The sequence below is a fragment of the Paenarthrobacter sp. PPS72 genome (assembly GCF_048537125.1).
GTDB lineage: Bacteria > Actinomycetota > Actinomycetes > Actinomycetales > Micrococcaceae > Arthrobacter > Arthrobacter nitroguajacolicus_E.
This window is the reverse complement of the sequence record NZ_JBLYIE010000016.1, coordinates 137,987-162,204: the sequence shown is the minus strand read 5'-3', so window position 1 is coordinate 162,204 and position 24,218 is coordinate 137,987. Positions and strand designations below refer to the sequence as shown.

Here is a 24,218-nt window from a genome sequence, read left to right as displayed (position 1 = left end):
TTCTACCCGGGGACCCAACCACAGTAACTTCCTCACGCATTCGTCGGAGATCGTGAAAGCTCGTAGAGAAATTGAGCATCGGCGTGCATGTGGCCATCGACTGCAAATTGAATGACAGCAACCGTTCCAGATGGCCGAGGGTCTCAACAAGACCCGGCAGTGTCTTCGGATCATGTCGAAGTCCGTCGCGTCGCTTTGGCCAGCTGCCCTGGTCCTCGGTCAATGACTCATCATTGCCAGGCGTTCCGTCAGCCATCTACAAACCTTTCCTTTTACCAAGACATCTCGGTAGCACGCGAGATCGAACTGATCGACCCTACATCACGGCGCGCGAGACCAGAGTCCAGTGCCTGAGTAGGAACCACGGCATCGGGTCGGTGTTCTCCAAAAGCGTTTCCTGAACGGGAAGCCGGGTCCATCGGCTCACGACGATCTGGTCGAGCGGGATTGCACCGCCGCGGCGCTGAACGAGCTGTGACTCACGGACATCACCGAACGCCCACGCAGAGGGCGACCTCTACTTCTGCGGGGTGACGGACGTCTATTCTGGAGGCTCGCCGGCTACTCGATGGACTCGCGGATGAAGTCCTCGGTTGCCTCGCCGCACGGGAGAACGCGGTGCGCTGCACTGGATGGTCCTGCACAGCGAACTGAACGTCGTGGAACCCACTATGGAGACGTGGGCCTGTTTCCGGATTTGAACCGTCAGATCCCCTTCGGCTCCGGGACCTCGAGCACCTATGTAAGCGGCAACTTTCGTGATTGACCCCCAGGGCAAACCAACTTGCCGCCACCGGTCATTTCGAACTTGCCGTTGACACACCTGCACCTACCTCGATTACCGGGTCCGCAACGACACCGATCGGGCGTTCCAGTTCTTGGGCAATACGACTGATGAGCGTCTTTGCGGTGAGCTCTAGGCCAAGCGTGTCCCTGACGTGAGGTTCTACATCGGTGCAGAGTATGCCCAGTTTCACGAAGCCGCCGGCGAGGTCTACCGCCAATACGAGGCCGTGCGCCTGACCCGCGACAGGCCAACGGGACTGATGGTGTCGCAGGAACAAATCATCGAGAACAAGGCTCAGCTCGTCCACGACGGGCACATGATCAACGCACCCATCTTCGATGCACAGCCCCAGCCGGAAGCAGGCAACGGAATGCTTGCACAAGCAATGGGCCTGAGCTGTTCGGTGCACAAGAGGGGCGCCCATTCGACGATCAGCCTTGCCCCGATGATGACGAATCAACGAATCAAGTCATCAAGGGCGCGACTTTCTTGTCGGTAGACCAGTCTCTCAAAAGCACAAACGATGACCAACTTAGCTTGATGACTTTCTCCCAGTTTCGGGGTGGTGGCCTATGCCGACCACAATGGAACCGTGATTGAAGACACTCCTGAGGCTGGTGGCCGAACTGCGTTGCCGGGCCTTTCCAATACGGCAGACAGGGCGCTGAGTCGTGAGCTCGACGAATTGCGCCTCGATGATGCCAGGCTGCGGAAACTCTTGGAACTCACGGAAGTGGAGTCAAAGGCAGCACACCTGGCCCAGGCAGCAATTCCTTCGGTGGTGCACCATGGTCCGGTATCCATGGAATCGTCGCCGGAAGCGAAGGTCCGGATGTTCCAGGACTTGTTTAGGGCGCGCAGTGACGTCTACGCAGTCCGGTGGGAAAACTCGCGGGACGGCCGCTCCGGCTGGGTTCCTGCGGTCGCCGGTGGTTGGCGCAAGGGCGCGAACATCGCGGGTGCCAATTTCCTGCCGCTGACTCCGTTCGTTGTTGCGGATCATTTGCGCGGGGCGCAGCACATTGGCCTCTATCCCTTGACTGAACAGGACACCTGTTGGTGGGTGGCGGCGGACTTCGACGGCGGCGCCGCAATGCTGGATGCGTTGGCGTACGTCAAGGCGGCTCGTTTTCGGGGTATCCCCGCAGCGTTGGAAGTTTCCCAATCCGGACGTGGCGCCCATGTATGGATCTTCTTCAGCACAGCTCTGCCGGCGTCCGCAGCACGCCAGCTTGGCACGGGTCTCATCCACGAGGCGATGGCATTGCGAGGCAGTATGAGTCTGGCGAGCTATGACAGGCTCTTTCCTGCCCAGGACGTTCATTCAGGCAAAGGTATGGGGAACTTAATTGCTTTGCCGCTGAACGGCAAGCGCCGCCAGCACGGCACGACGTTGTTCCTCGACACTACGACTCTCGAACCATATGAGGACCAATGGGCGTACCTTTCCAGCCTGGATCGGCTTTCGGAGCGGGAAGTTCGTACCCATGTCGGAAGGCTGCCTGCCGTTAAGTTGGGACAAGAGGTTCGCCGGCTTGAACTGCCGCTATCGTCCAAGATCGTTCCACGCCCCGCTCTGATCGTCCGAGTCGCATTCGCATCACGCCTTACTATCAAGGCAGCAGATCTTGGACCAGCCATGATTTCAGCCGTCAAGCATGCCGCTTCCATGCCGAACCCTGAGTTCTATGAACGCCAACGCCAGCGGCGATCCACCTGGAATATTCCCCGGTACCTGCGCAACTACGACGAATCGCTTGAGGGAGACCTCATCCTGCCGCGTGGGTTGTTGCCCTTCTTGAAGGAACTGGTCGGATCGTGTGGTAGCTCGTTGCGCATTGATGATCAACGGGTGGAAGGTGCGGCCCACAGCTTCGAGTTCTCGGCCCGCCTGCGCGCGGAGCAACAAGATGCCGTCGATGCCGCCACTGCCGCCGAGCATGGGGTCCTGGTGGCCCCGCCCGGCACAGGCAAGACCGTCATGGCGTGTGCTGCGATGGCACTTCGTGGCGTCTCAACGCTCATTCTGGTTGATCGCAAAGCCTTGGCGGAGCAATGGCGCAGCCGCATCCGTGAGTTCTTGGACGAGAAGTGCGGCCAAATTGGAGGTGGCCGTGCCAAGACAACGGGGCGGGTCGACATCGCGCTTTTGCCTACGCTGGCACGGCGGGAAAATGTTGCCGAGCTGACCGCCGGCTATGGTTTCGTCATCGTGGATGAATGTCACCATGTCCCGGCGGCAGCGTTCACTCACGTCATGAACCAGATCCGGGCCCGGTGCTGGCTGGGGCTGACGGCCACACCGTACCGGCGGGACAAGTTGGACTCGCTGATCTATCACCAGCTCGGCCAAATCTCGCATGCGATTTCCCCGACTGTTCCGCGGCAGTTGCCAACGCACGCACACGAGATTGCCGAACCGACGCTGACTTTGGAACTGCACCGGACCTCGTACGCGTACGACGGCGCGGCAGACCCGAGTGAACCGGGCGGGATCTCTGCCATCTACAAGGACTTGATCGCCAATGAGGAACGCCTACATCAGATTTACGACGACGTCCTTGAAGCTTACGAGCAGAACTCCCGAATCCTTGTACTAACTACGTGGAAAGCCCATCTTGAGTCCCTGAGGTCCCTGTTCGAGGCGGCTGGCCTGAAGCCAGTGGTTTTCACCGGGGCGATGAAGGGCAAGGAACGACAGGCCGCCGTCGACCTTCTTGCCAGCACGAATGATGCGGAGCCTCTGCTGGTCTTGGGCACCGGCTCATACATTGGAGAAGGCTTTGACTGCCCCAAACTGGATACGCTGTTCCTTGCAGCGCCTGTGTCGTTCAAGGGCAGATTGGTCCAGTACGTCGGTCGGGTTATCCGGCCGTACCCAGGGAAAACGGTGGCTACAATTCACGACTATTACGACGAATCAACACCGGTGCTGGCCGCGTCCCTTAACAAGCGGGCTCCGGGCTATGTCTCGCTTGGGTTCCCCGATCCGCGAAAGCTCAAAAGCAGATGACATCGTCCCCAGGACCGTAGGCGGCGGTGTCTGTGTTGCCACAACGCTTCGGCACCGTATTCTGAGAGAACACCTTCGGGCCGGTTGCGTCTATACCCGTGAACTACCTGATACCGCTCGCTTAGTACAATCGAACATGGACATGACCTGCGTCTTTCAGAAGACGGTGACCGCCGTCCGGGTGAGCCTTCTGCCAGGGCGCACACCTCCAAGTCGGTTCTTCTTGGTCAAGTTGCCGGTTCGGACGTCCAGCGTCACCGGCGTAGGCAAGAAATCAGCGCGGGCCTGGACTTTGTCTCAAGCCACAACGCCGGGCTGCTGAAGCGCCTTGAGGATGCCTGAGTCCTCGCCCAGAGTACGACGACATCATCGCCTAACGGGTCGTTTTCTCGGCGACGCACTGCCTGGGCTCAACCCTCATGCCTGTGACGGCTCGTCAATCCTGCACGTCCAACAAGTGGCGGACCGGAATATAGCATTTGAGTTGTAGAACACCTGAGTTGTATGATGGGCTCGATGTGGAATGTTGACGTGGGACTCGTGGAGCCGTGGCTGTTTGGTCTTGACCAAGACTCGTATGAGCAGATTGTTGCTGCATTGGAGCTTCTAGCCGAGCGCGGACCTCAACTTGGTCGTCCATTGGTCGACACGGTGGTTCGTTCACGGCATAAGAACATGAAAGAGCTGCGGCCGGGATCAAGCGGACGGTCGGAACTGCGAATCCTATTTGCCTTTGATCAGGAGCGGCGGGCGATCCTGCTAGTCGCGGGGGACAAGGCGGGTAACTGGACCAAGTGGTACAAGACGAACATTCCGGTCGCGGATGACCTATTCGACGATCATCTGAGGATTCTGAAAGGAGAGGCATAGTGGCGAAGTCCATTGAGGAACTACTGGCAAAGCGTCCGGCGGATCGGACTGCTGTGGATGCCCACAAGAAACGCATGCTCGATGAAGTCCGGGCCTACCGTCTTCGGGAGCTCCGCGAAGCCTCGGAGCTGACGCAGGTTGAGCTGGCTGGGCGTTTGCATGTCAGTCAAAACCGGGTGTCTCGCATCGAACACGGCGACATTGATCGTGCCCAGGTCGATACTTTGCGGAAATATGTCGAGGCGCTCGGCGGCCGGCTTCGTGTCGAGGTTGAACTCGGCGACGAACGAATCCAGATCGCCTGACGAACCGACACGGAGCGATCCGCGAATGCAGCCGTCTTGCCCGTATGGCGAGGTGGGAAAATAGGGGTGTGCACAATGGCACACCCGGGCTTCGGATCGGGGCGTACTGGGGCCGGACTGGCCCGTATTCCGCATGTTTCCGCCACTTCCCAACCTTGACAAGGCCCGGAATCCCGTTCGAGTCTCACCTCGGGCACGGCATTACCCCCTCGGCAGAGGGGGATTTTGCTTTAACGTGTGTACATCTGGTTGGTCAGGTCCCTCTGACGCTGGCCGCGGGGTGTGCCTGGCGCCGCGGGTCGCCTGTGAAGTTGTGGGTGAGAGGGTTCAGGGTCTTGGCTGGTTGGCCCTCCGCCCGCTCTGGGCTGTGGCTATGTGTTCCTCTCTTGGTTCGTCAGGTAGGTTGTGGTTGGCCTACACCTCTTCATGGATGGACGGTCTGAGCGCAACATGACTTCGAGAACTTGTGTCAAAGTTTTTGGTTTTGGCTCGTTGCTGATGCTGTACCCGGCGTGGCCCATGCGTGGACATTGTCCACACCTAAATCGGCTTTGATGAGGCTGATTGCGGCCATTGGCTTGTCCCTCCGTCGGCCTCCATCTACTCATCGCAGGTGAGTGGCGCGGGCGACATGACGCACCCGCAGGCGCACTATCTGCGGGGCCATGGCACGTGAGTGTTCAGCCGCCACGGTCGATCGATTGCTTTTGGGGGAGGTCTGGTCGGCAACGTCGACGCGTAACTACGAATGAATGGGGGAGTATCCCGGCGCAGGTTGCTGTCCCTGCCAGGGCCGCCGGAGCACGAGGAGTTCACGCGCTAGTCGGCTGAGCATATCGACGCCGACCAGTTCGCCGATAAGGGCCCACATACGATACGCAGGGGTGCCAGTAAGGGTTTGTCGAAAGCGCTCCGGCAGGAAGCCGATGGACGCTCCCACGTTAACGCGGACGACGGCGGGAGTTACCTCCCGCCGTCGAGCGTTGTTTGCCTTGGCGCCCCGCGTTGTTGGCGCGGCGCTTAGCTTTCGAGCTTGGAATGTTCGCCGAGGCGGTGCCATGAGCGGTTGTGGTAGACCAGTGCGTCGCCGGGCTCGCCCGCTTCGATGTCACGTATCACGCGGGACTCCAGGGCGTGAACGGCGATGATGGTGGAGGTCCCTACCTCCATGCGGTTGATGACGGCGCAGCGCACCCAGGCGCGGACGTCGTCATACACTGCTTCGCCGGTTGCAAGGGCTGACCAGCGGTGCGTCTGGTTGAAGCGGTCGGCGCCGGGGGTCGCTCCGAACTTCGCCAGGTCGACGTCGTGCGCGTCCAGCAGGTGCACGACGACGGTTTCGGCGCGGGAAAGCACGGCCGAGGCAGAGGACAGTGCCGAGACCGAGAAAATCAGCAACGGAGGTTCCGCACTCACTGACACCACCGACGATACTGTCAGTGCCACCGGTCCTTCGCCGGCATCGGCCGTGATGACGGCGACACCGCCTGGGTGGCCACGGAACAGTGCTTTGAATTCGTCAGCCGAGAGGGAGGACGGGAAGCTTTGCTCCGGGTTCCCGAGCCAAGTGTCCGGGGGGTAGGCGTGGAACATCGTTAGGACACCTTGGGGGCGGAGCGGGCGAGTTCCTCGCGAACGATGTCCGTCCCTGCGCTGAGAGCACTGAGTTTGGCCAGTGCGACGTCCCGGGGGAACGGGGCCATGCCGCAGTTGGAGCTGGCGATGAGCTTGTCCGCATCGACGAACTGCAGGGCATTGCGGAGGGTGTCAGCAACTTCCTCCGGGGTCTCGATGGTTTCGCTTGCGACGTCGATTGCCCCGAGCATGACTTTCTTGCCGCGGAGGAGCTCGATGAGGTCCATGGGCACGTGGGAGTTCTGGGATTCGAGCGAGATGATGTCGATGCTGGAGCTCTGAAGCAGCGGGAACGTTTCCTCGTACTGACGCCACTGTGAGCCGAGGGTCGCCTTCCAGTCGTTGTTCGCCTTGATCCCGTAGCCGTAGCAGATGTGCACGGCGGTCTCCGCACGCAGCCCTTCTGCCGCTCGCTCGAGCGCAGCGACGCCCCAGTCCTTGACCTCATCGAGGAAGACGTTGAACGCGGGCTCGTCGAACTGGATGATGTCCACGCCGGCCGCCTCGAGTTCTTTCGCCTCCTGGTTCAGGATCGCAGCGAACTCCCAGGCCAGCTTCTCGCGGCTCTTGTAGTGGTCATCGAAGAGTGTGTCCACCATGGTCATGGGACCGGGAAGAGTCCATTTGATCGGCCGGTCGGTGGTTGCGCGGAGGAACTTCGCGTCGTCGACGAATACCGGCCGCTCGCGGCGCACCGGCCCGACGACGGTGGGCACGCTCGCGTCGTAGCGGTCGCGGATGCGCACGGTCTTGCGCTGTTCAAAGTCGACCCCGCTCAGATGCTCGATGAAGGTGGTGACGAAGTGCTGGCGGGTTTGCTCGCCGTCGCTGACGATGTCGATGCCGCGTCGGCTCTGCTCGTGGATGGCGATGCGCAGCGCATCCTGCTTGCCCTCGAGCAGCGCATCTCCCTCCAGCTTCCACGGAGACCACAGAGTCTCCGGCTGTGCGAGCCACGATGGTTTGGGCAGGCTTCCAACAACGGTGGTGGGCAAAAGTGTGTTCATGATTGACGTTTCTCCGTGGGTCAGTTGACGAGGGCGGGGTGTTTGGCGGTCCACTGGTCCAATAGATCCTTGTGGGGTGTGATGAAGTGTTCCTCGGTGTACTTCGCCTGAATGACCGCGAGCTGACTGCGCTCGACGCGGTCGTAATCGATCTGGGTCCGCGAGTAATCCTGCTCTCCAAGGCTCGGTTGGTAGACGACGCCGGCGGCGGAGTTCGCGTTGTAAATCTCCGGGCGGTAGATCTTCTGGAACGTCTCCATGGTGCTGATCGTGCCGATGAGCTGCAGGTTGGAGTAGTCGTTGAGCAGATCGCCGCGGAAATAGAAGGCCAGCGGCGCAACGCTGCCGCGTGGCATGAAGTAGCGAACCTGCAGCCCCATCTTTGCGAAGTACGCGTCCGTCAGTGAGAACTCGTCCTGCTGGTACTCGACGCCCAGGACGGGGTGATGGTTCTCCGTTCGCCGGTACGTCTTGGTCGTGGAGACGCTGATGCACACCACTGGCGGCTGCGGGAAACGTTCCTGGCATGCCGTCGAATCGAGGAATTGCTGGAACAGTTTGCCGTGCAGATCGCCGAAGTCCTCGGGAACGGTGGGCTTGCCTGCCTCCGCTGATGCCGCCGGCAGGACGACGCTGAAGTCAAAGTCACGGACGTAGGAGGAGAAGTTGTTCCCCACGATCCCTTGGTGGCGGACCCCGTTCAGCTGGTCCACGATCTGGATGTCGAGAACCTCGAACAGGGGGAACTTCTGATCCGTGCCTTCGGCAGTGAACTCTATCTGCACGGAAACGATCTCAAGCTCGAGCGTGTAACGGTCCCGGTCCGGGTTGTCCCAGCTTGCGAGATCGTTGAAGCGGCGCCGAATCATGGTCAAGGCGTTGCGGAGGTTCTCCTGGCGGTGCTCGCCGCGTGCCAGGTTGGCGAAATTCGTGGTGATCCGCGATCCTTCCGAGGGGGAGTAGTCCTCGTCGAAGGGGGTCGTGGTGATGCTGAAGGTGAAGTCGTCTGCCATGTGCTGCCAATCCGTTGATGGGCCGGAGACGGCCTTTCCGAAGGTGATGTATCCATGGTGCAGCTTTAGGAGGGGTATCAGGTAACTAGTGGTTGCTATGCATTGATATAGAATTCTCCTATGGCCCAGATTTCGAGCGGATTGACCCTGCAGCAGCTCCGCTACTTCATAGAAGTTGCAGCGGAAGGCTCGATCTCCGCCGCTGCCGATCTTCTCTATGTAGCGCAGCCGACAATGTCCGCATCGATGAAGGACCTTGAGGCCCGGGTTGGCCGTGCGCTCCTGGTTCGCTCCGCCCGCGGGGCCACCCTCACCGCTGACGGGGTAGAGTTCCTCGGCTACGCGAGGCAGGTCGTGGAGCAGTTCGCTCTCCTCGAGCAGCGCTACCTTGGCAGGCCGCCGCGGCGACGTCTGCTCGGGGTGTCAACGCAGCACTACTCGTTCGCGGTGGACGCCTTCGTCCGGATGGTCAAGACCACTGATGTGGCCGAATACGAGTTCTCGCTCCGTGAGTCCCGCACCTGGGACATCATCGAGGATGTCCGGACGCTGCGCAGCGAGATAGGCATCCTGTACCGGAACGATTTCAACCGGAAGGTCATCGACAAGCTGCTCCGGGAATCCGGGCTCGCTTTCACTCCGCTTTTCCTCGCCGATCCTCACATATTCGTTGCACGGAACAACCCGCTCGCCTCAAAAGAGCGTGCGACCCTCGATGATCTCGCCGGTTTGCCGCGACTGACCTTCGATCAAGGTGCGAACAACTCCTTTTACTTCGCCGAGGAGATTCTCTCCACCATGTCCAGTAAGCAGGAGATCCGGGTCTCTGACCGTGCCACGATCTTCAACCTCATGATCGGGCTCCACGGCTACACGATCTCAACGGGCATCATCAGCGGGCAGCTCGACCCGGAGATCGTCGCCATCCCGCTCGACGTTGACGAACGCATCGAGATCGGCTGGATCGGCCATGCAGCGATCCCCCTCACCGACCAAGCACAGCACTACCTTAGGGAACTGCGGGCCGTCGTCTCCGAGTTCGGGGTAGCGCTACTCGACTGACCGCAGGTGAGCGCGGGTCATTACCCCTTCAGTGATTGGACGTAGTTGTCTCAGCCGAGCGGGTTGCTGGTGCCGTACCGGCCCGCCGTCGTCGCCGTCGCCGGGGCGGACGCCGGCGAGGCAACCGGCCTGTTCCAGGTGGCGACGAACCAGCCCGGGGACATCACGCGGGGCTTGTAAGGCCGCCACGGTGGGGCTATTCGAATCCCAAAAAAACGCAATTCGGCCGACATGTTAGTTACGTATTTCGCAGTGACTGGGACTGATAACGGAGTCCCGCTCGCAGCCGCATCAAATCGGCATAGGCTATTTGCGAAGTGTTGTGGCGGCTGTTAACGTGGCATTTTAATCTGAAGACTCCTCGGTTATCCGAGTATGTACCAGTGGAAGGATCGTTTTGGGGGCGGCTTTCAGCACGACTATGTTCACGATTGCGTTCTTGGTAGTAGCGGGTCTACTCCAAATGCTGGCGTCCCAGGTCAAGGCCGGTGATTCGAAACCCAACTACACGTTTGGCATCCGTTCGAAGGCCACTTTGTCGTCTGAACGTGCATGGAACGCTGCACACACTTCAGCCCTTGGCGCGCTGAAAGCCATTCCCGTAATGCTAATCGGATTTGTGGCCACATTGTGGGTTATATTCGCAGCCCTACCCAAGGATGACTCAAGCACCCCGTGGATATTTTTCTCGGGCATGGGGTTCACGGCCATCATGGTGGTCCTGCTCATGCAGATGTACTACAAGGCTGATTCTCTGGCTCGTCGTGTTGCTGCGGGTGATGAGTAACCAAATGCAGAGATCACTTTATAACTGAATTTTTTAGGAATATTTGGGGGATATCGTGTTTTAGGCTTATCTAACCGAAACCTTCACATCAGCCTGGCAATGATGGTATGCCTACTGCTTGGTCCGATCGGTATATCATCTGCTCAAGCATCTGTCCCCGCGACAGTTTCAACAAAGAAGGCAGATTGCATTCCGCATTGTCTTGGGGGCCGATGAGGCGGGCCCAAGTCTCCGGTTTCGACGAGCAGGTCACTGCGCGCCTCCAAGGTCACCGTCGGCGAAGACCTCTGCCAGTACGGAACCTGAATCCTTGCAGGGCGGCTACGTAGTCAGTCCGACCGGCTGCCCGGCGTTGCCGAAGCCGCTGATCATCAACGTGGAGCCGTCCTTGACGCCGGCGACAGCCTCGCCAACAGTGTCGACGAATTTAGCATGACCAACCACTTCTTATGCCGTCGCGCCGGCGGTGACGTTTTCAAGCACCACGGCCAGGCCTTGGCCCACGCCGATGCACATCGTCGCGACACCCCAGCGCTGCCCGGAAGCCTGAAGGGAACGAGCGAGCGTACCGAGGATGCGGGTACCGGAAGCACCGAGCGGGTGGCCCATCGCGATCGCACCGCCGTGCTGGTTCACGATGGACGGGTCGATACCCCAAGCGTCAACACACGCCAGCGATTGCGCAGCGAACGCTTCGTTGAGTTCGACGGCGCCCACTTGGTCCCAGCCGATGCCCGCCTTCGCGAGGGCCTTGTTCGCGGCCTCCACGGGTGCGAAGCCGAAGAACTGGGGGTCGTTACCGTGCGCGCCGCGGCCGGCGATGCGGGCCAGGGGCTCCAGGCCCAACATCCCAGCAGCGGCTTCCGAGCCGATCCACGCCGCCGAAGCACCATCATTTAGAGGTGAGGAATTCCCAGCGGTGACCGTGCCGTCGTCGGGCCCCGAGCCCTCAGGCCGGAACACGGTCTTCAAACCGGCAAGCTTCTCCGCTGAAGAACCCGCCCGGATGCCCTCATCCCGGACAAGGTCGGAACCTGGCACGGGGGCCACCAGGTTGTCGTAGAAGCCTTCGTTCCACGCGGCGTCGGCCAGATTATGCGACTCCGCAGCGAACTGGTCCTGGCGTTCACGGGTGATGCCGTACTTCTCGCGCAACCGATCGGTGGCTTCACCATTGGAGATGGTCCAGTCCTTGTTCATGGCTGGGTTCACCAGACGCCACCCCAGGGTGGTGGACGCGAGCGTCATGTCACCGGCGGGGTAGGGCTTGGAGGTCTTCGGCAGCACCCACGGAGCACGGGACATCGATTCGGCCCCGCCCACGAGCATGAGGTCGGCGTCGCCGGCGTTGATCTGGCGCGAAGCGATGATCGCTGCATCCAGGGACGAGCCGCACAGGCGGTTGACCGTGGTCCCCGGAATCGAGACGGGCAGGCCAGCCAGCAGGGTGGCCATGCGGGTAACGTTGCGGTTTTCCTCGCCGGCACCGTTAGCGTTGCCGAACACCACCTCGTCGATCCGCTCAACATCCAGCCCCGGCGCCCGGCGAACGGACTCACGAATAATGTGCGCGGCGAGGTCGTCGGGACGGACAGCTGCAAGACCGGAGCCGAACTTGCCGAAGGGCGTACGCACGGCGTCGTAGACGTATGCCTGATTCATGGGTTTCCTTCGTTGACGTGAATAGGGACAGCGGCTTAGGCGGCAGCGGGCTTACGGGGAGTCGGCTGGTAGGCCAGGAATTTCCACGTTTCGTCCTCCTTGATCCAAACAGCGAGGGCGCTGTTGGCAAGGGTTTTGTAAGTCCCGTTGACTGTAAGTTCAGCGTTCATTTGTCCCAGTACCAGGGCGGTGTTGCCGATGAGGATGATGTCCTCAACCGGGTGGTCGATCCGGTGGTACCTGTAGAAGCCAGCGCGGAGCTTCTCGAGGTAGCTGGTGAGGGAGTCCCGGTCGCCGAGCGAGTGGGTGTACACCAGTCGCTCATGACACAGGTCTTCGAAAGTGTCGTAGTCGGCGTCGACTACTGCCCGATAGCGCTTGGCTTCGAGGGCTTCGATCGTGGTCTTCTCGGCTGCTGTGGTGGTTTCCACGGAGCGCTCCTTGTTTAATGTATGGGGGACTGCAGTCAGTACTAAGTCCGGAATTGCCCTGCTGATCCACCGCCGCACCTTCGCAACGACGACCGGGCTGGGTGAGTAGGGCCAACCAAAAATTTCCTTTAGGCTCGCCTCTCCTTCAAAAGTAGGTCCCCGTTGGTATAGTGTCAACTATTAGTGGACAGTGATCGCTCCCTTCTGAAGTCTCATGTCTTCTTTACGGGAGCATCAGTTGGAGAATTTTCCCCAATATTTCGCGGATTCCGGGGGAGAGAACAACGTTTCCTCAGATTCCGAACAGCTCCTTGATGGGCTTTACAGTTGATTGCACGTGTAATCTTAGGCTTGACACCTGTGTGTTAAATCACTTAATGTCATCCTCGAGCCAACACAACGGAGTGAGTTCAACGTGGCGCACGCCCTGCTTGGAGAGAACGGCCCCCGGAGAAGTTCCCCGCCATGCGTTGAGCATGCCAAACAATCGGACAGTTCCGGACCGGTTCCGAAGGTTCCTCCGCACACTAGAACCAGCAACTCATCAAGAACCACCGAAAGGTACACCTCATGGAACTGGAACTTACCGGCAAGAAGGCCATCGTCACCGGTGCGGCCACGGGTATCGGTCGAGCGACCGCCCTCCTTCTCAGCGCCGAAGGGGCCACCGTTGCTGCCCTGGACATCGACAAGTCCGCATTGAGCGAATTGGAGGAACTGGCATCGGAAAATTCTGGCCGCATAGTTCCAGTCGTCGTCGACTTCACCCAAGGCGAGGCTACGCACAGCGCTGTCGCTGAGACCATCAACCAACTCGGCGGCCTGGACCTTCTGATCAACAATGTTGGCTCTGGAGCTGTTCGAACCTTCGAGGAGATCAGTGATGAAGACTGGGCCCGGACCATGGAGCTGAACTTCATGAGCTACGTCCGGACCATCCGGACAGCCTTGCCGGCGCTGCGCGAATCTTCGGCTCCTTGCATCGTGAACAATGCTTCCGACCTGGCGCGGCAGCCCGAAGCCCAGCCCGTGGACTACGCCGCCAGCAAAGCAGCGGTCCTGGCCCTGACAAAGTCCATTGCTCGTGCCGAGGGCCCGAAAATCAGGGTCAACGCAGTCGCGCCGGGGCCTATCTGGACCCCTTTCTGGACCAAGCCCGGAGGGTTCGCCGACACATTGGCGACCGTTCACGGAATGGAACGCCAGGCCGCTGTCGAGCATGAGATGAAGTTGCGCCAGCTGCCCCTGGAGCGGTTGGGCACGCCGGAGGAGGTGGCACGGATCATCGCCTTGTTATGCAGCCCGGTTACCAGCTTTGTCACCGGCTCCGTCTGGGGCGTTGATGGTGGCAGTATCCGTGGACTCATCTAACCTGCGCCCGGTCCCGCTCCGGACGGAACAGCCAGTGGCGGCAGGATAGTACTCCGGACGGAAAGGAGATCCTTGCCCTTGAGGACTGCCGCTACGAGGCGGTGCTCCGCTCAGACTTCGACGCCTTCGGTGCGCTCTGCCACGAATAACTCGTCTACGCCCATTCAGCTGGCGAACGCGACAACCTCGCCAGCTACATCCGGAAATGCCGCCTGGGAGTGTACCTCTAGCACCGGATCGATCATCCGGTGGAGCAGATCAAGGGTGCTGGGGGACGTAGCGCTCGTCAGCGGCGAAATGCAAGCCGACCTGACCGTTAGGGGGACACCGACGTATTTGGGTAACACGGCACTAGTTGTGTGGATCAGGCAGCGATCCTCATGGCAGCTGCTCGCGTACCAGCCGACAGCGTGGTGAGCTGGTCCGAACCAGAACGAAACCTGTCCGCGGAGGGCGGACCGGCTTCGGTTCACGAAGGATAGTTACGGCTCAGGGGTGGGAGTGCTCGGCCTCGGAATGGCCGAGCTCGGTGACCTGTCCGGCCCGGGCCAGATCCACGGGATGGGCGAAACCCTGGCGTCCTACGACAGCCCAGATGGCGATGCAATCCTCACCGGTGGTGTTGCTCAGCCGGTGCGGCACGTTCGAATCGAAGTTCATGCTGTCTCCCGGACCAAGGACGTCACTGTCGAAAGCGACCTGGACGTTGAGCTGCCCGGCGAGGATATGGATGTACTCCCAGCCGGGGTGACGCATCAGAGCATCTGCAGCGCACGACTCGCTACCGGGTCCGTATGTTACCCGCAGGAATTCCACCAACGGGTCGGCCCGCTCTGTGAGCCGTTCCCACCGAACGCCACCCATGTTGATCTCCGGCCTGTCTCCGGCGCGCTGAACGCCTGGCAGGACGCTGCTGGAAGAAGGGTTGTAAACAGAGAGGCCGGCCAGTTCCTTAACGACACCGTTGTGGGCGCCGCCCGAGGTGTCAGCAGCCGGGTGTTCCCCGCTCATCAACGTATCCAGTGAGAGTCCCAGCTCCGAGACGATGGTGTACAAAGTCCCGATCGAGGGGGCAGCCCGGCCTAACTCGACCTGGGACATAAAGCTGGCGGAAATACCGACTCTGCGGGAGAGCTCCCTCAGGGAAATCTTCGCCTTTGTCCGGGCGGCCCTCAGCTGGCTGCCCAACTGGGCGCGCCCCTCTTGGGTGACCGGTGCTGCGTCCTGAATGCTCATCCTGGCCCTTCCTGATCCGCCCCGGAGCTGCGCCGCCCAAGGTGTTCCTGTCCACTGCGGACTGCTTGGTCCTCGCAAATGTACAGTTCTCGTGCACATAAGTGTAGCCGTTCGGGAAAGGCAGTGCCTCCGCTTCACGATGTGGAGCCAGTTATGACGAATTTTCATTGATCGCAATTGCAACTGTAAAGTGCACTGTGCTGTATTACTTGACATTGTGCCCTGTATCACTTTACATTTGAAGGGTGATGAACCGGTGGCCTGGCGAGGGGCAACCTACCGCAGGCCGGTCGGACAAGCTACCCGGAACCGCTGACCTCGACGACGAGCAGCGACCCTCAGGTACTACAAAATTCCACTGTTTATACCTACCTTCTAATTAGGAGCAAATGATGGTGCAGGAACGCAAAGGCGCCTCCGCATTCAAACTGAGCCGCCGTCACGCTGGTGTCGCTGTGCTCGCTGGCGTCACCCTGGCGCTCTCCGCCTGCGGCGGTGGTGCGTCATCCGGAAACGGCGACGCTCCCACGGCAGGCTTCTCGGCAGGTGTACTCGATAACCCGTTCACGGCGGGCCTCGTGGATTCAGTTGTGACTGAAGCCAACTCAAACGGTTTGAACATGCTCCCGGCTTCCAACGCTGAGGGTGACCCGGCCAAGCAAGTCACCGACATCAACACCCTGATCTCCCAAAGTGTTAAAGGTCTGGTGACCATCCCCCGGGACAGCGACGCCATCATTCCGGCCATTGAGGCTGCCAACGCTGCGAACATCCCTGTCGTCACAGTCGACACCGCTGCCAACGGAGGCAAGGTTTACATGAACGTCCGCGCCGACAACGTCGCCATGGGCACCAGCGTTTGTGAGCAGATCGGCAAGCTGACGGGAGGCAAAGGCACTGTCCTGGAACTTCACGGGGCCCTGTCAACGACTTCCGGCTTCGACCGCAACAAGGGCTTCAGTGAATGCATGACCTCGAAGTTCCCGGACGTTGAAATCATCCGCAAGGACACCAACTGGGAATCCGCGAAGGCCGTAGAGAATGCCCAAACCGTTCTAAGCACCTCCAAGATCGACGCCGTGTTCCTGGCCAGCGACTCCGTGATGCTCTCGGGTGTACAGACAGTCATGGAAGGCCAGGGCAAGTGGGCTCCTGCCGGTCAACCCGGACACGTTCCGTTGGTGACCATCGATGGGTCCAAGGGTTCCTTGGACGCCATCCGCTCAGGCCATGTGGACGCCGTCATCTCCCAGCCTGTGGATCTATACGGAAAGTACGGCGTGCAGTACCTCAAGGACGCAATCGCCGGCAAGGAATACAAGGTCGGCCCGTCCGAGCACGGCAGCGAAATCGTCGACTACAAGGGCAACCTTGCCGACATGCTGCCCTCGCCGGTCATCACCAAAGACAATGTTGATGACTCAAACCTGTGGGGCAACAAGAAGTAGCCTCCCCCCGGCCGAGCAGGGCCTGGATGACTGAATTTGAGAAAGGGTGACATCGTGGTCACAGCTAATACCCACAACGCCATCGAAATCCGTGGACTGAGAAGGTCTTTCGGTTCGACCAAAGCGCTGACAGATGCCAACTTGATCGTCCGTTCAGGCGAATCCCGGGCCCTCCTCGGCCGGAATGGCGCCGGCAAGTCCACCTTGATTGCCATGCTGACCGGCCTTGTGCCGCCAGATGGCGGAACCATCCGCATCCAAGGCGCAGACGGCGAAGTCAGCGAAGGACCCGGCGCGGACACCATCGCTTGCGTGTACCAGAAAAGCACCCTCGTGCCGGAACTGACCGTAGCCGAAAACATCAGTCTGGGCGCGTACCCCCGCACTCGCTGGGGGAGCGTGGACTGGCCCGCGATGCGCAAAGCAGCGACCGACCAGCTTAAAGACTGGGGTTACGAGCGCATTGTCGACCGGAACGTCGAAGACCTTGAACCTCTGGAAAAGAAGATCGTGGAAGTCTGCAGGGCCCTGTCCCGCGGACCGGAGATCCTCCTCCTGGACGAACCAACCGCCGGTCTGGACGAAGGAGCATCCCACGAGCTGTTCGCCCAGATCGACAGTCTCCGAAAGCGCGGAGTGACGGTCATTTATGTGTCACACCACTTGGAAGAGATCTTCAAGGTCTGCGACTCGGTGACCATCCTGCGGGACGGGCGGGACGTCCTGACCGCAGACACCGCCGATCTGACCATCAGCCGTATCGTCAACGTCATGGCTGGTGTAACCGACCAGGAAGCCGCAGCTGCCAAAAAAGACTCTGTCGCCGTGAACAGTCGCGAAGACCTCCTGGGCGAAACCCGGCTCACTGTAACCGGAGCTTCGGTCGGCACCCGCGTTGTGGACGCCAGCCTGACAATCCGCGCCGGCGAGTGCGTGGGTTTGACGGGACTCGATGGAGCCGGTCACGTTCAACTCGCCCAAGCCATCGCAGGACAGATCACGCTCGACAGGGGCACTGTGGAGCACAACGGCCAAAGCCTCGGACGAGGCAACGTCATCAAAACGATCAATGCCGGAATCGGCTTCGTCCCCGAAGACCGTCATGTGAACGGCTACGTGCCCGAGTTATCCGTCGAAGAAAACGCGACCCTCACCATCGTTGACCGGCTCCGCGGCCGCGGAGGACTCATTAACCCGGGCCGCCGGAGGGACCGCTTCACCGAACTATCCGGTGCCTGGGCCATCAAATGTGACGGCCCCACTCAGGCAGTCGAAGAACTCTCTGGAGGCAACCAGCAAAAGGTCGTGCTCGCACGTGCACTGGCCTCCAACCCGGACACTCTCGTCCTCGTCCACCCCACAGCCGGTGTGGACGTCACAGCCAAGGAATCCATCTACGACTCCCTCAAAGCCTTGCGCGACAGCGGGAGGTCCCTGCTGGTTGTCTCCTCTGATGACACCGACCTGGAAATCTGCGACAGGGTGATCGTCATGTACAAGGGCGAAATCCACGCCGAACTTACCGCCGGCTACGAAGAATGGGAACTCGTCAGCGCAATCCAGGGCGCGGAGGCAGCAGCATGAAAACCATCGCTTCACCCCAGCAGCCAACGCCTACCCAGCCAAAGAACCAAGGAGAACCTCCCATGTCCACGCATACCCCAACCGTTGCGGGTACGCCGACCAACCGCCGGCCCCTAAACATCATTGACCAGGCCCGCTCATCCGGCTGGGCACGTGAACTTGCACTGTTGCCCGCCATTGTTCTGGCCATGGTGATCGGAGCAATCCTGTCCCCCCAGTTCCTGACGGCAAACAACCTCCTGAACAACGTCCTGGTGACCTCCGCGGTGCTGGGCATCGTCGTGATCGCGGAAAGCATCATCCTGATCTCCGGATACTTTGACCTCTCCCTGGAATCTGTTGTCGGCCTGGCGCCCATGCTCGCCGTCTGGCTGGTCCTGCCTGCCGCGGGCGGCGGCTCCGGCTGGGGCTGGTCGCCCTGGGCGGCGATCGCGATCATGTTCATCATGAGCATCGTCATCGGTCTCATGAACGGTTTCCTCGTCGGCAAACTCAAGCTCAATGCTTTTATCGTCACCCTCGCCATGCTGACCTTGCTCCGCGGTCTGACAATGGGCCTGTCAGGCGGCAAAACCCTCTCCGGCCTTCCCGCCGAATTCCTCGCCCTCGGCAACACCAAATGGTTCGGCATCTCCATCCAGATCTGGCTCTTCGTTATCTTCCTGGTCGGCGCCGCCATCTTCATGCGCAGCCACCCGGTAGGCCGGAAGCTCTACGCCATGGGCGGCAACAACGCAGCGGCAGGAGCTGCAGGAATCAAGACCCTGCGCCTGACCATCGGCGTCTTCGTCGCCGGCGCCGTCATCGCAGCCTTCGCCGGGCTCATGCTCACCGGACGCATCGCCTCCGTAACCGCCAACCAGGGCGATGGCCTCATCTTCACCGTGTTCGCGGCGGCCGTCATCGGTGGCATCAGCCTCAACGGCGGCAAGGGATCCATGATCGGCGCCCTCAGCGGCGTCCTGCTTCTGGGAATCATCCAGAACATCCTTGTCCTGTCCCAGGTGCCCTCCTTCTGGATCCAGGCCATCTACGGTCTCATCATCCTCAGCGCGTTGATCTTCAACTACCTGGCAGGATCCCGCCGCACCCGGCGAGTTGTCTGACCGCACCTGCCCAGCCCGGAAAACAAGGAGCACATCGTGAGTTCAGCATCCTTTGACGGAAAAGTCGCCATCGTCACCGGCGCGGCCAGCGGCATCGGATACTTCACCGCCGTGGAACTGGCCGCACGAGGCGCCGTCGTCTACGGAGCCGACATCGCGTCCCCGACGGAGAAGGACACGGAACAGTCCATTCACTGGCGACACCTCGACGTCGCCGACGAGAGCGGCTGGAGGACCCTCATCGACGAAGTGCTTCAGGCACACGGCCGGATCGACGTGCTGGTCAACAACGCTGGCCTGGTCGGATCCTACGACACGATCACTGACATCGATATTCAGGACTGGCACCGCATCGTAGCTGTCAACCAGACCGGAGTGTTCCTCGGAATGCGCGCAGTCGCGCCGACCATGATCGCCCAGAAAATCGGGGCCATCGTCAACGTCTCCTCCATCTGGGGGCTGGTCGGTGCGGCCGGCGTCGCTGCTTACCAGGCCTCCAAAGGCGCCGTGACGATGATGACCAAGAACGCCTCCGCCACGTGGGCGGGCCAGGGAATCCGGGTGAACTCTGTCCACCCCGGATTGATCACCACCCCCTTGACCGAACACCAGGATCAGGCCATCTCCGATGACCTGATCGCCAAAACACCCATGCACAGAGCCGGAGAGGCCAGCGAAGTCGCTGACGCCATCATCTATCTCGCCTCGGACCAAGCGTCCTACATCACCGGCGCCCAGCTGGTTGTAGACGGCGGATTCACCAGCATCTGAACACATGCCAAGCCGCCCCAGCTCCAAGGAAGGAACAACACCATGAGCACGGACCTCGGCCCCGGAACATTGACTGCCGCCGTTATCGACAGTTTCGGCAACACCCCCGATGACCGCTTACGGACCATCCTGACCAGCCTCACCACCAACCTCCACAACTTCGTACGGGAGATCGAACCCACCATCGAAGAATGGGAAACGGCCATCAACTTCCTGACCGCCACCGGCCAAAAGTGCAACTCCGTCCGTCAGGAATTCATCCTCCTCTCCGACGTTCTGGGCGTGTCCATGATGGTGGAAACGATCAATGACGCCGAAACTCCAGACGCCACCGACTCCACAGTTCTTGGTCCCTTCCACATGGTCGATTCACCCCATCGCGAACTGGGCGACAACGCCTCCCCGGAAAGCGAAGGCGACGTGTGCCTGGTCCGCGGCCGGATCCTCTCCGTTACCGGCGAACCGGTTCCCGGCGCTGCCATCGACATCTGGCAGGCCAACACCAAGGGCTTCTACGACGTCCAGCAACCCGGAATCCAGAGCATCGGCAACGGTCGCGGCCTGTTCACCTCCAACGCCTCCGGAGAGTTCTACTTCCGCAGCGTCATTCCCAGCTACTACCCCATCCCGACGGACGGTCCGGTAGGGGACCTGCTGGACGCCACATCACGGCACCCGAACAGGCCAGCCCACATCCACTTCATTGTCACCGCCCCCGGTTTCCGGGAACTGACAACCCACATCTTCGTTGCCGGGAGCGACTACATCGATTCCGACGCCGTCTTCGCCGTCAAGCAAAGCCTGATCGCCGAATTCGTGCCCAACACCTCGGAAGCCGACGCAGCCCGATACGGGCTCAGCTCACCATTCATGGAAGCGGTGATCGACATCGTCATCCACCCGGACCTGATCGACCCCGAAATCGTTCACAACGCCGTCATGTCCCCGTCCACTGCACGGATTATCGAAGCACAGGAGAACACCCGATGAAGGATTTTCAGTACCAGGCACTTCCGATGCGCGTCCGCTTCGGCGCAGGCTCACTTGCCTCCCTCAACGACGAAGTCATCAACCTCGGACTCAAACGGGTCCTGGTTCTCGCGACTCCCTTCCAGGCGGATCTGGCCGAGAAAGTGTCGGCTCAGCTGGGGGAGCTGAGCGCCGGAGTGCACGCTGAAGCTGAAATGCACGTCCCCATCGAATCCGCACACAAGGCCCGTGAAGTCGCTGCCACAGCCCAAGCTGACGGATATGTCGCTGTCGGCGGCGGGTCCACCACCGGCCTTGGCAAGGCCATCGCCCTCGAGTTCGGACAGCCCATCATTGCAGTGCCGACCACGTATGCCGGCTCGGAAATGACCCCGGTATGGGGACTGACCGCCGACGGGGAGAAGAAGACAGGCAAGGACCCCAAAGTCCTGCCGACCAGCGTCATCTATGACCCCGAGCTGACACTCACACTCCCGCCGGCCATGTCGGTCACCAGCGGCTTCAACGCCATCGCCCACGCAGTGGAGGCACTCTACGCACCTGACGGTTCCCCCATCATTTCGTTGATGGCCGAGGACGGAACCCGGGCCCTGCTCGAAGCGATGCCGAAAATCGTCGAGAACCCGGCCGACATCGACGCACGCTCGGAAGCCCTCTACGGCGCCTGGCTCTGCGGAGCGACCCTCGGCGCGACCACCATGTCCCTGCACCACAAGCTGTGCCACACCCTCGGCGGTACCTTCAACCTTCCACACGCTGAAACTCACACTGTGGTTCTGCCCTACGCCTTGGCTTACAACGCCCAGCACGCCCCGCTCGCCATGGCAGCCCTGCAGCGGGCGACCGGTTCGGATAACCCGGCGGCGCACTTCCGGAAGCTGAGTGTTGCCCTGGGCGCACCCTCATCCTTGGCCGAGCTGGGCCTGAAGGAATCCGACATCGACCGAATCGTCGAAATCGCCACCAAGAACCCTTACGCGAACCCGCGGGAAGTAACACCCGAAGGCATCCGGGCACTCGTGACAGCCGCCCTCCACGGCGACGACGTCTAAAGACCCGCCTCGACCTCCAATTCGAACCTAAAGAAAAGATCAGATCATGTCTGAGACCGTCAACGACGTCCTATCGACGCCCACGGTACCGTTACTGGGCACCGTCCCAGCTGTCTTGGTCCGCAAAGACTCTGCCGGCACTGTCAGCGTCGAACCCGGCACAGCAGCCGTCACCGCGCCCAAACCCACAGAACTCCTTGTCAGGCCCGCGTTCGTGGGAGTGTGTGGAACCGACATAGAAATCCTGCACGGCAGCATGCCGGAGACCTTCAAGATCAACTATCCGCACGTCCTGGGCCACGAATGGTCCGGCATCGTGGTCGAGGCCGGCGCAGCCGTCGAAGGCTTCCACCCAGGAGATCGGGTACTCGGGCACGGACACCTCGGCGGCAACGACTGGTTCGGAGTCACCCACGACGGCGCAGCAGCTGAACTGTTCACCGTCCCTGCAGACATGTGCTTCCACATCCCTGCCGAAGTGGACATGCTCACCGCAGCGGTCATCGAACCTTTCGCGTGCGTGCTGAACGGGCTGACCAAGATCGGCGGAGTCAGCGCCGCTGACACCGTGCACGTGCACGGTCTAGGCGCCATCGGACTGAACGCGGTAATCCAGGCCGTGAAAGCCGGTGCCCAAGTTGTCGCGTTCGACCCCAGCCCGCTGCGGCGCGAAACGGCGCTGAAGATGGGCGCCATCGCCGCTGTGAACCCGCTTGAGACCCCCGACACGAACGCGGCCGCCAAGAAAGCCACCGGACGGCCTTTTGCTGACCTGGTCATCGAAGCGTCAGGAAATTCCACCGCACAGGCAGCTGCCCTTGAAAGCGCCGACTTCAACGGGAGGGTACTGCTCATGGGTGTTTCCACGCCCAAGTTCGCGCCCGCCCGTCTTGGCCTGGTCCAGGAACGGAACCTCCTGATAACCAGCTCCACCGGAGCCCCCGTGGCGGTCTGGCCGGCAGCCATCCGTTTCGTGGCCAACACAGGTCTGAACCTGGGGGCGATCGTCTCCACCGTCGTCCCGTTCTCCCGCGGCGACGAAGCCCTCCAACGGGCCCAGGACTCAAGCAGCGAAACGAAAGTCATGCTCGCACCGGACACCGAAGCCGGAATCGAACCTACCTCAGCCCGCAAAGCTAACTAACGAAGGACAAACGTGAACTCTACGAACATCATCCAGAACCGCGACCTCCTGGCATCATGCTGGACCTGGGCCGGAAATGCTGCACCCCTGCGCGGCGATGAAACCAGCCCCATCGACGTGCGCACCCGTGTTGAAGCGGCCGCGAAGGCCGGATGGAAGGGCCTGGGCTTCATCCACGCAGACCTTCCCGAGATCGAGAAGACCATTGGCCTCAAGGGGCTCCGCCAGCTCATGGATGACAATGGCATCGTGCACGTCGAAATGGAGTTCCTTGCCGACTGGTGGAAGACCGGCCCTGAGCGTGAAGAATCCGACCGCTGGCGCACGATCCTGTTCAACGCCGCGGAGATCCTTGGTGTGAAGACCATCAAGATCGGCGCCGAACTGGCCCTTGAAGGCGAACCGGCCCCGGTCGACGAAACAGCCTTCCACCAGGAATTCGACAAGTTGGCCACGCAAGCCGGTGAAGTGGGTACACGCGTGGCCCTGGAGCCAATGCCGATGAACAACCTCAAGACCATTGAAATTGGTGCCAAGTTCATCAATGAGGTCAACAACCCGCACGGCGGACTCACCGTCGACACCTGGCACACCAGCCGCGGCGGCACCCGCTACGAAGATCTGGCTGCCATCCTGCCCATGGATAAGGTCTTCGTCGTTGAAATCGACGACGCCCGCAAGGACGTCACCGGCTCCCTGTGGGAAGACACCATCAACGAACGCCTGTACCCCGGCGAAGGGGACCTCGACACCGCAGCCTTCGTCAAAGCCATCCATGACGCAGGCTGGCGGGGGCACTGGGGCGTGGAAATCCTCGCCGAGTCACACCGCCTCCTGCCACTGGGCCAGGCTCTGGCCCGCGCCCACGACTCGGCGGCTGCAACCCTTGAAGCCGCGTCCCAATTGATCGCCGCCGAACAGTCCGAAAAGGTCTAACCGGCTAA

General features: G+C 60.9%; 24 protein-coding genes and 1 pseudogene. 17 read left to right on the top strand and 8 right to left on the bottom strand.

The genetic code is table 11. The annotated features are described in order from the left end of the window. Positions 1–256 (bottom strand): hypothetical protein (locus tag ACLRGI_RS08055; RefSeq protein ID WP_419201153.1); only part of this gene is annotated, 256 nt, incomplete at its 3' end. Between the two features lie 64 nt (positions 257–320). On the opposite strand from ACLRGI_RS08055, the pseudogene ACLRGI_RS08050 reads away from it, so the two are divergent. The 5 genes and pseudogenes from ACLRGI_RS08050 to ACLRGI_RS08030 form a co-directional block, all read left to right on the top strand. Then, positions 321–670 (top strand): annotated as a pseudogene (locus ACLRGI_RS08050) (IS3 family transposase); the annotation flags it as partial. A gap of 268 nt (positions 671–938) precedes the next feature. Next, positions 939–1,286: a hypothetical protein gene (locus tag ACLRGI_RS08045; protein WP_419201147.1), complete on the top strand. Its 348-nt coding sequence runs from the start codon at positions 939–941 to the stop codon at positions 1,284–1,286. 93 nt (positions 1,287–1,379) lie between these two features. Further along, positions 1,380–3,800 (top strand): TOTE conflict system archaeo-eukaryotic primase domain-containing protein, encoded by a 2,421-nt coding sequence (locus tag ACLRGI_RS08040; protein WP_419201146.1) that lies wholly within the window; start codon positions 1,380–1,382, stop codon positions 3,798–3,800. A gap of 531 nt (positions 3,801–4,331) precedes the next feature. Next, positions 4,332–4,670, top strand: coding sequence for a type II toxin-antitoxin system RelE/ParE family toxin (locus tag ACLRGI_RS08035; protein ID WP_419201145.1), 339 nt, complete (start codon positions 4,332–4,334; stop codon positions 4,668–4,670). Beyond that, on the top strand, positions 4,670–4,975 hold the full coding sequence (locus ACLRGI_RS08030) for a helix-turn-helix domain-containing protein (RefSeq protein ID WP_419201144.1): 306 nt from the start codon (positions 4,670–4,672) through the stop codon (positions 4,973–4,975). The genes ACLRGI_RS08035 and ACLRGI_RS08030 overlap by 1 nt, the downstream gene beginning before the upstream one ends. Before the next feature lie 1,020 nt (positions 4,976–5,995). On the opposite strand, the gene ACLRGI_RS08025 is transcribed toward ACLRGI_RS08030, so the two are convergent. Genes ACLRGI_RS08025 through ACLRGI_RS08015 form a run of 3 tightly spaced genes read right to left on the bottom strand, consistent with a single transcriptional unit; the run spans position 5,996 to position 8,630 of the window. Beyond that, positions 5,996–6,568, bottom strand: coding sequence for a flavin reductase family protein (locus ACLRGI_RS08025; RefSeq protein ID WP_419201143.1), 573 nt, complete (start codon positions 6,566–6,568; stop codon positions 5,996–5,998). 2 nt (positions 6,569–6,570) lie between these two features. Next, positions 6,571–7,617, bottom strand: coding sequence for a methionine synthase (locus tag ACLRGI_RS08020; protein ID WP_419201142.1), 1,047 nt, complete (start codon positions 7,615–7,617; stop codon positions 6,571–6,573). Positions 7,618–7,637: 20 nt separating this feature from the next. Next, positions 7,638–8,630 (bottom strand): DUF1852 domain-containing protein, encoded by a 993-nt coding sequence (locus ACLRGI_RS08015; protein WP_419201141.1) that lies wholly within the window; start codon positions 8,628–8,630, stop codon positions 7,638–7,640. 120 nt (positions 8,631–8,750) lie between these two features. On the opposite strand from ACLRGI_RS08015, the gene ACLRGI_RS08010 reads away from it, so the two are divergent. The 3 genes from ACLRGI_RS08010 (at position 8,751) to ACLRGI_RS08000 (ending at position 10,479) form a co-directional block, all read left to right on the top strand. Beyond that, positions 8,751–9,692, top strand: a complete 942-nt coding sequence (locus ACLRGI_RS08010) for a LysR family transcriptional regulator (RefSeq protein ID WP_419201140.1) — start codon at positions 8,751–8,753, stop codon at positions 9,690–9,692. Positions 9,693–9,737: 45 nt separating this feature from the next. Further along, on the top strand, positions 9,738–9,872 hold the full coding sequence (locus ACLRGI_RS08005) for a hypothetical protein (RefSeq protein ID WP_419201139.1): 135 nt from the start codon (positions 9,738–9,740) through the stop codon (positions 9,870–9,872). 259 nt (positions 9,873–10,131) lie between these two features. Further along, a complete protein-coding gene (locus ACLRGI_RS08000) occupies positions 10,132–10,479 on the top strand; it encodes an SdpI family protein (RefSeq protein ID WP_419201138.1) in 348 nt (115 codons plus the stop codon). 321 nt (positions 10,480–10,800) lie between these two features. Here the strand turns inward: ACLRGI_RS08000 and ACLRGI_RS07995 are convergent, their stop codons facing one another. The 3 genes from ACLRGI_RS07995 to ACLRGI_RS07985 are packed head-to-tail and all read right to left on the bottom strand — an operon-like array spanning position 10,801 to position 12,572. Then, on the bottom strand, positions 10,801–10,923 hold the full coding sequence (locus tag ACLRGI_RS07995; RefSeq protein ID WP_503409094.1) for a hypothetical protein: 123 nt from the start codon (positions 10,921–10,923) through the stop codon (positions 10,801–10,803). A 3-nt stretch (positions 10,924–10,926) separates the two neighbouring features. Further along, positions 10,927–12,141, bottom strand: a complete 1,215-nt coding sequence (locus ACLRGI_RS07990) for a thiolase family protein (RefSeq protein WP_419201137.1) — start codon at positions 12,139–12,141, stop codon at positions 10,927–10,929. 35 nt (positions 12,142–12,176) lie between these two features. Then, positions 12,177–12,572, bottom strand: coding sequence for a nuclear transport factor 2 family protein (locus tag ACLRGI_RS07985; protein WP_419201136.1), 396 nt, complete (start codon positions 12,570–12,572; stop codon positions 12,177–12,179). Positions 12,573–13,142: 570 nt separating this feature from the next. Between ACLRGI_RS07985 and ACLRGI_RS07980 the strand changes: the two genes are divergently transcribed. Continuing rightward, the gene (locus ACLRGI_RS07980) at positions 13,143–13,943 is read left to right on the top strand and encodes an SDR family NAD(P)-dependent oxidoreductase (protein ID WP_419201135.1); all 801 of its coding nucleotides are present in this window, start codon (positions 13,143–13,145) and stop codon (positions 13,941–13,943) included. Between the two features lie 489 nt (positions 13,944–14,432). On the opposite strand, the gene ACLRGI_RS07975 is transcribed toward ACLRGI_RS07980, so the two are convergent. Beyond that, positions 14,433–15,179 carry a helix-turn-helix domain-containing protein gene (locus ACLRGI_RS07975; protein ID WP_419201134.1) on the bottom strand — a complete coding sequence of 249 codons (747 nt, stop codon included), beginning with the start codon at positions 15,177–15,179 and terminating at the stop codon, positions 14,433–14,435. A 389-nt stretch (positions 15,180–15,568) separates the two neighbouring features. Between ACLRGI_RS07975 and ACLRGI_RS07970 the strand changes: the two genes are divergently transcribed. From ACLRGI_RS07970 to ACLRGI_RS07935, 8 genes are all read left to right on the top strand, one after another. Then, on the top strand, positions 15,569–16,627 hold the full coding sequence (locus ACLRGI_RS07970) for a sugar ABC transporter substrate-binding protein (protein WP_419201133.1): 1,059 nt from the start codon (positions 15,569–15,571) through the stop codon (positions 16,625–16,627). A 54-nt stretch (positions 16,628–16,681) separates the two neighbouring features. Then, positions 16,682–18,211: a sugar ABC transporter ATP-binding protein gene (locus ACLRGI_RS07965; protein WP_419201132.1), complete on the top strand. Its 1,530-nt coding sequence runs from the start codon at positions 16,682–16,684 to the stop codon at positions 18,209–18,211. A 62-nt stretch (positions 18,212–18,273) separates the two neighbouring features. Then, positions 18,274–19,317, top strand: coding sequence for an ABC transporter permease (locus ACLRGI_RS07960; RefSeq protein ID WP_419201131.1), 1,044 nt, complete (start codon positions 18,274–18,276; stop codon positions 19,315–19,317). A 36-nt stretch (positions 19,318–19,353) separates the two neighbouring features. Beyond that, positions 19,354–20,088 carry an SDR family NAD(P)-dependent oxidoreductase gene (locus ACLRGI_RS07955; RefSeq protein ID WP_419201130.1) on the top strand — a complete coding sequence of 245 codons (735 nt, stop codon included), beginning with the start codon at positions 19,354–19,356 and terminating at the stop codon, positions 20,086–20,088. Between the two features lie 42 nt (positions 20,089–20,130). Then, on the top strand, positions 20,131–21,078 hold the full coding sequence (locus ACLRGI_RS07950; RefSeq protein ID WP_419201128.1) for a dioxygenase family protein: 948 nt from the start codon (positions 20,131–20,133) through the stop codon (positions 21,076–21,078). Then, positions 21,075–22,130 carry a maleylacetate reductase gene (locus ACLRGI_RS07945; RefSeq protein ID WP_419201127.1) on the top strand — a complete coding sequence of 352 codons (1,056 nt, stop codon included), beginning with the start codon at positions 21,075–21,077 and terminating at the stop codon, positions 22,128–22,130. The genes ACLRGI_RS07950 and ACLRGI_RS07945 overlap by 4 nt, the downstream gene beginning before the upstream one ends. A 46-nt stretch (positions 22,131–22,176) precedes the next feature. After that, positions 22,177–23,274, top strand: coding sequence for a zinc-dependent alcohol dehydrogenase (locus tag ACLRGI_RS07940; protein WP_419201126.1), 1,098 nt, complete (start codon positions 22,177–22,179; stop codon positions 23,272–23,274). A gap of 12 nt (positions 23,275–23,286) precedes the next feature. Then, a complete protein-coding gene (locus ACLRGI_RS07935) occupies positions 23,287–24,210 on the top strand; it encodes a sugar phosphate isomerase/epimerase family protein (protein WP_419201125.1) in 924 nt (307 codons plus the stop codon). Positions 24,211–24,218 lie beyond the last annotated feature (8 nt).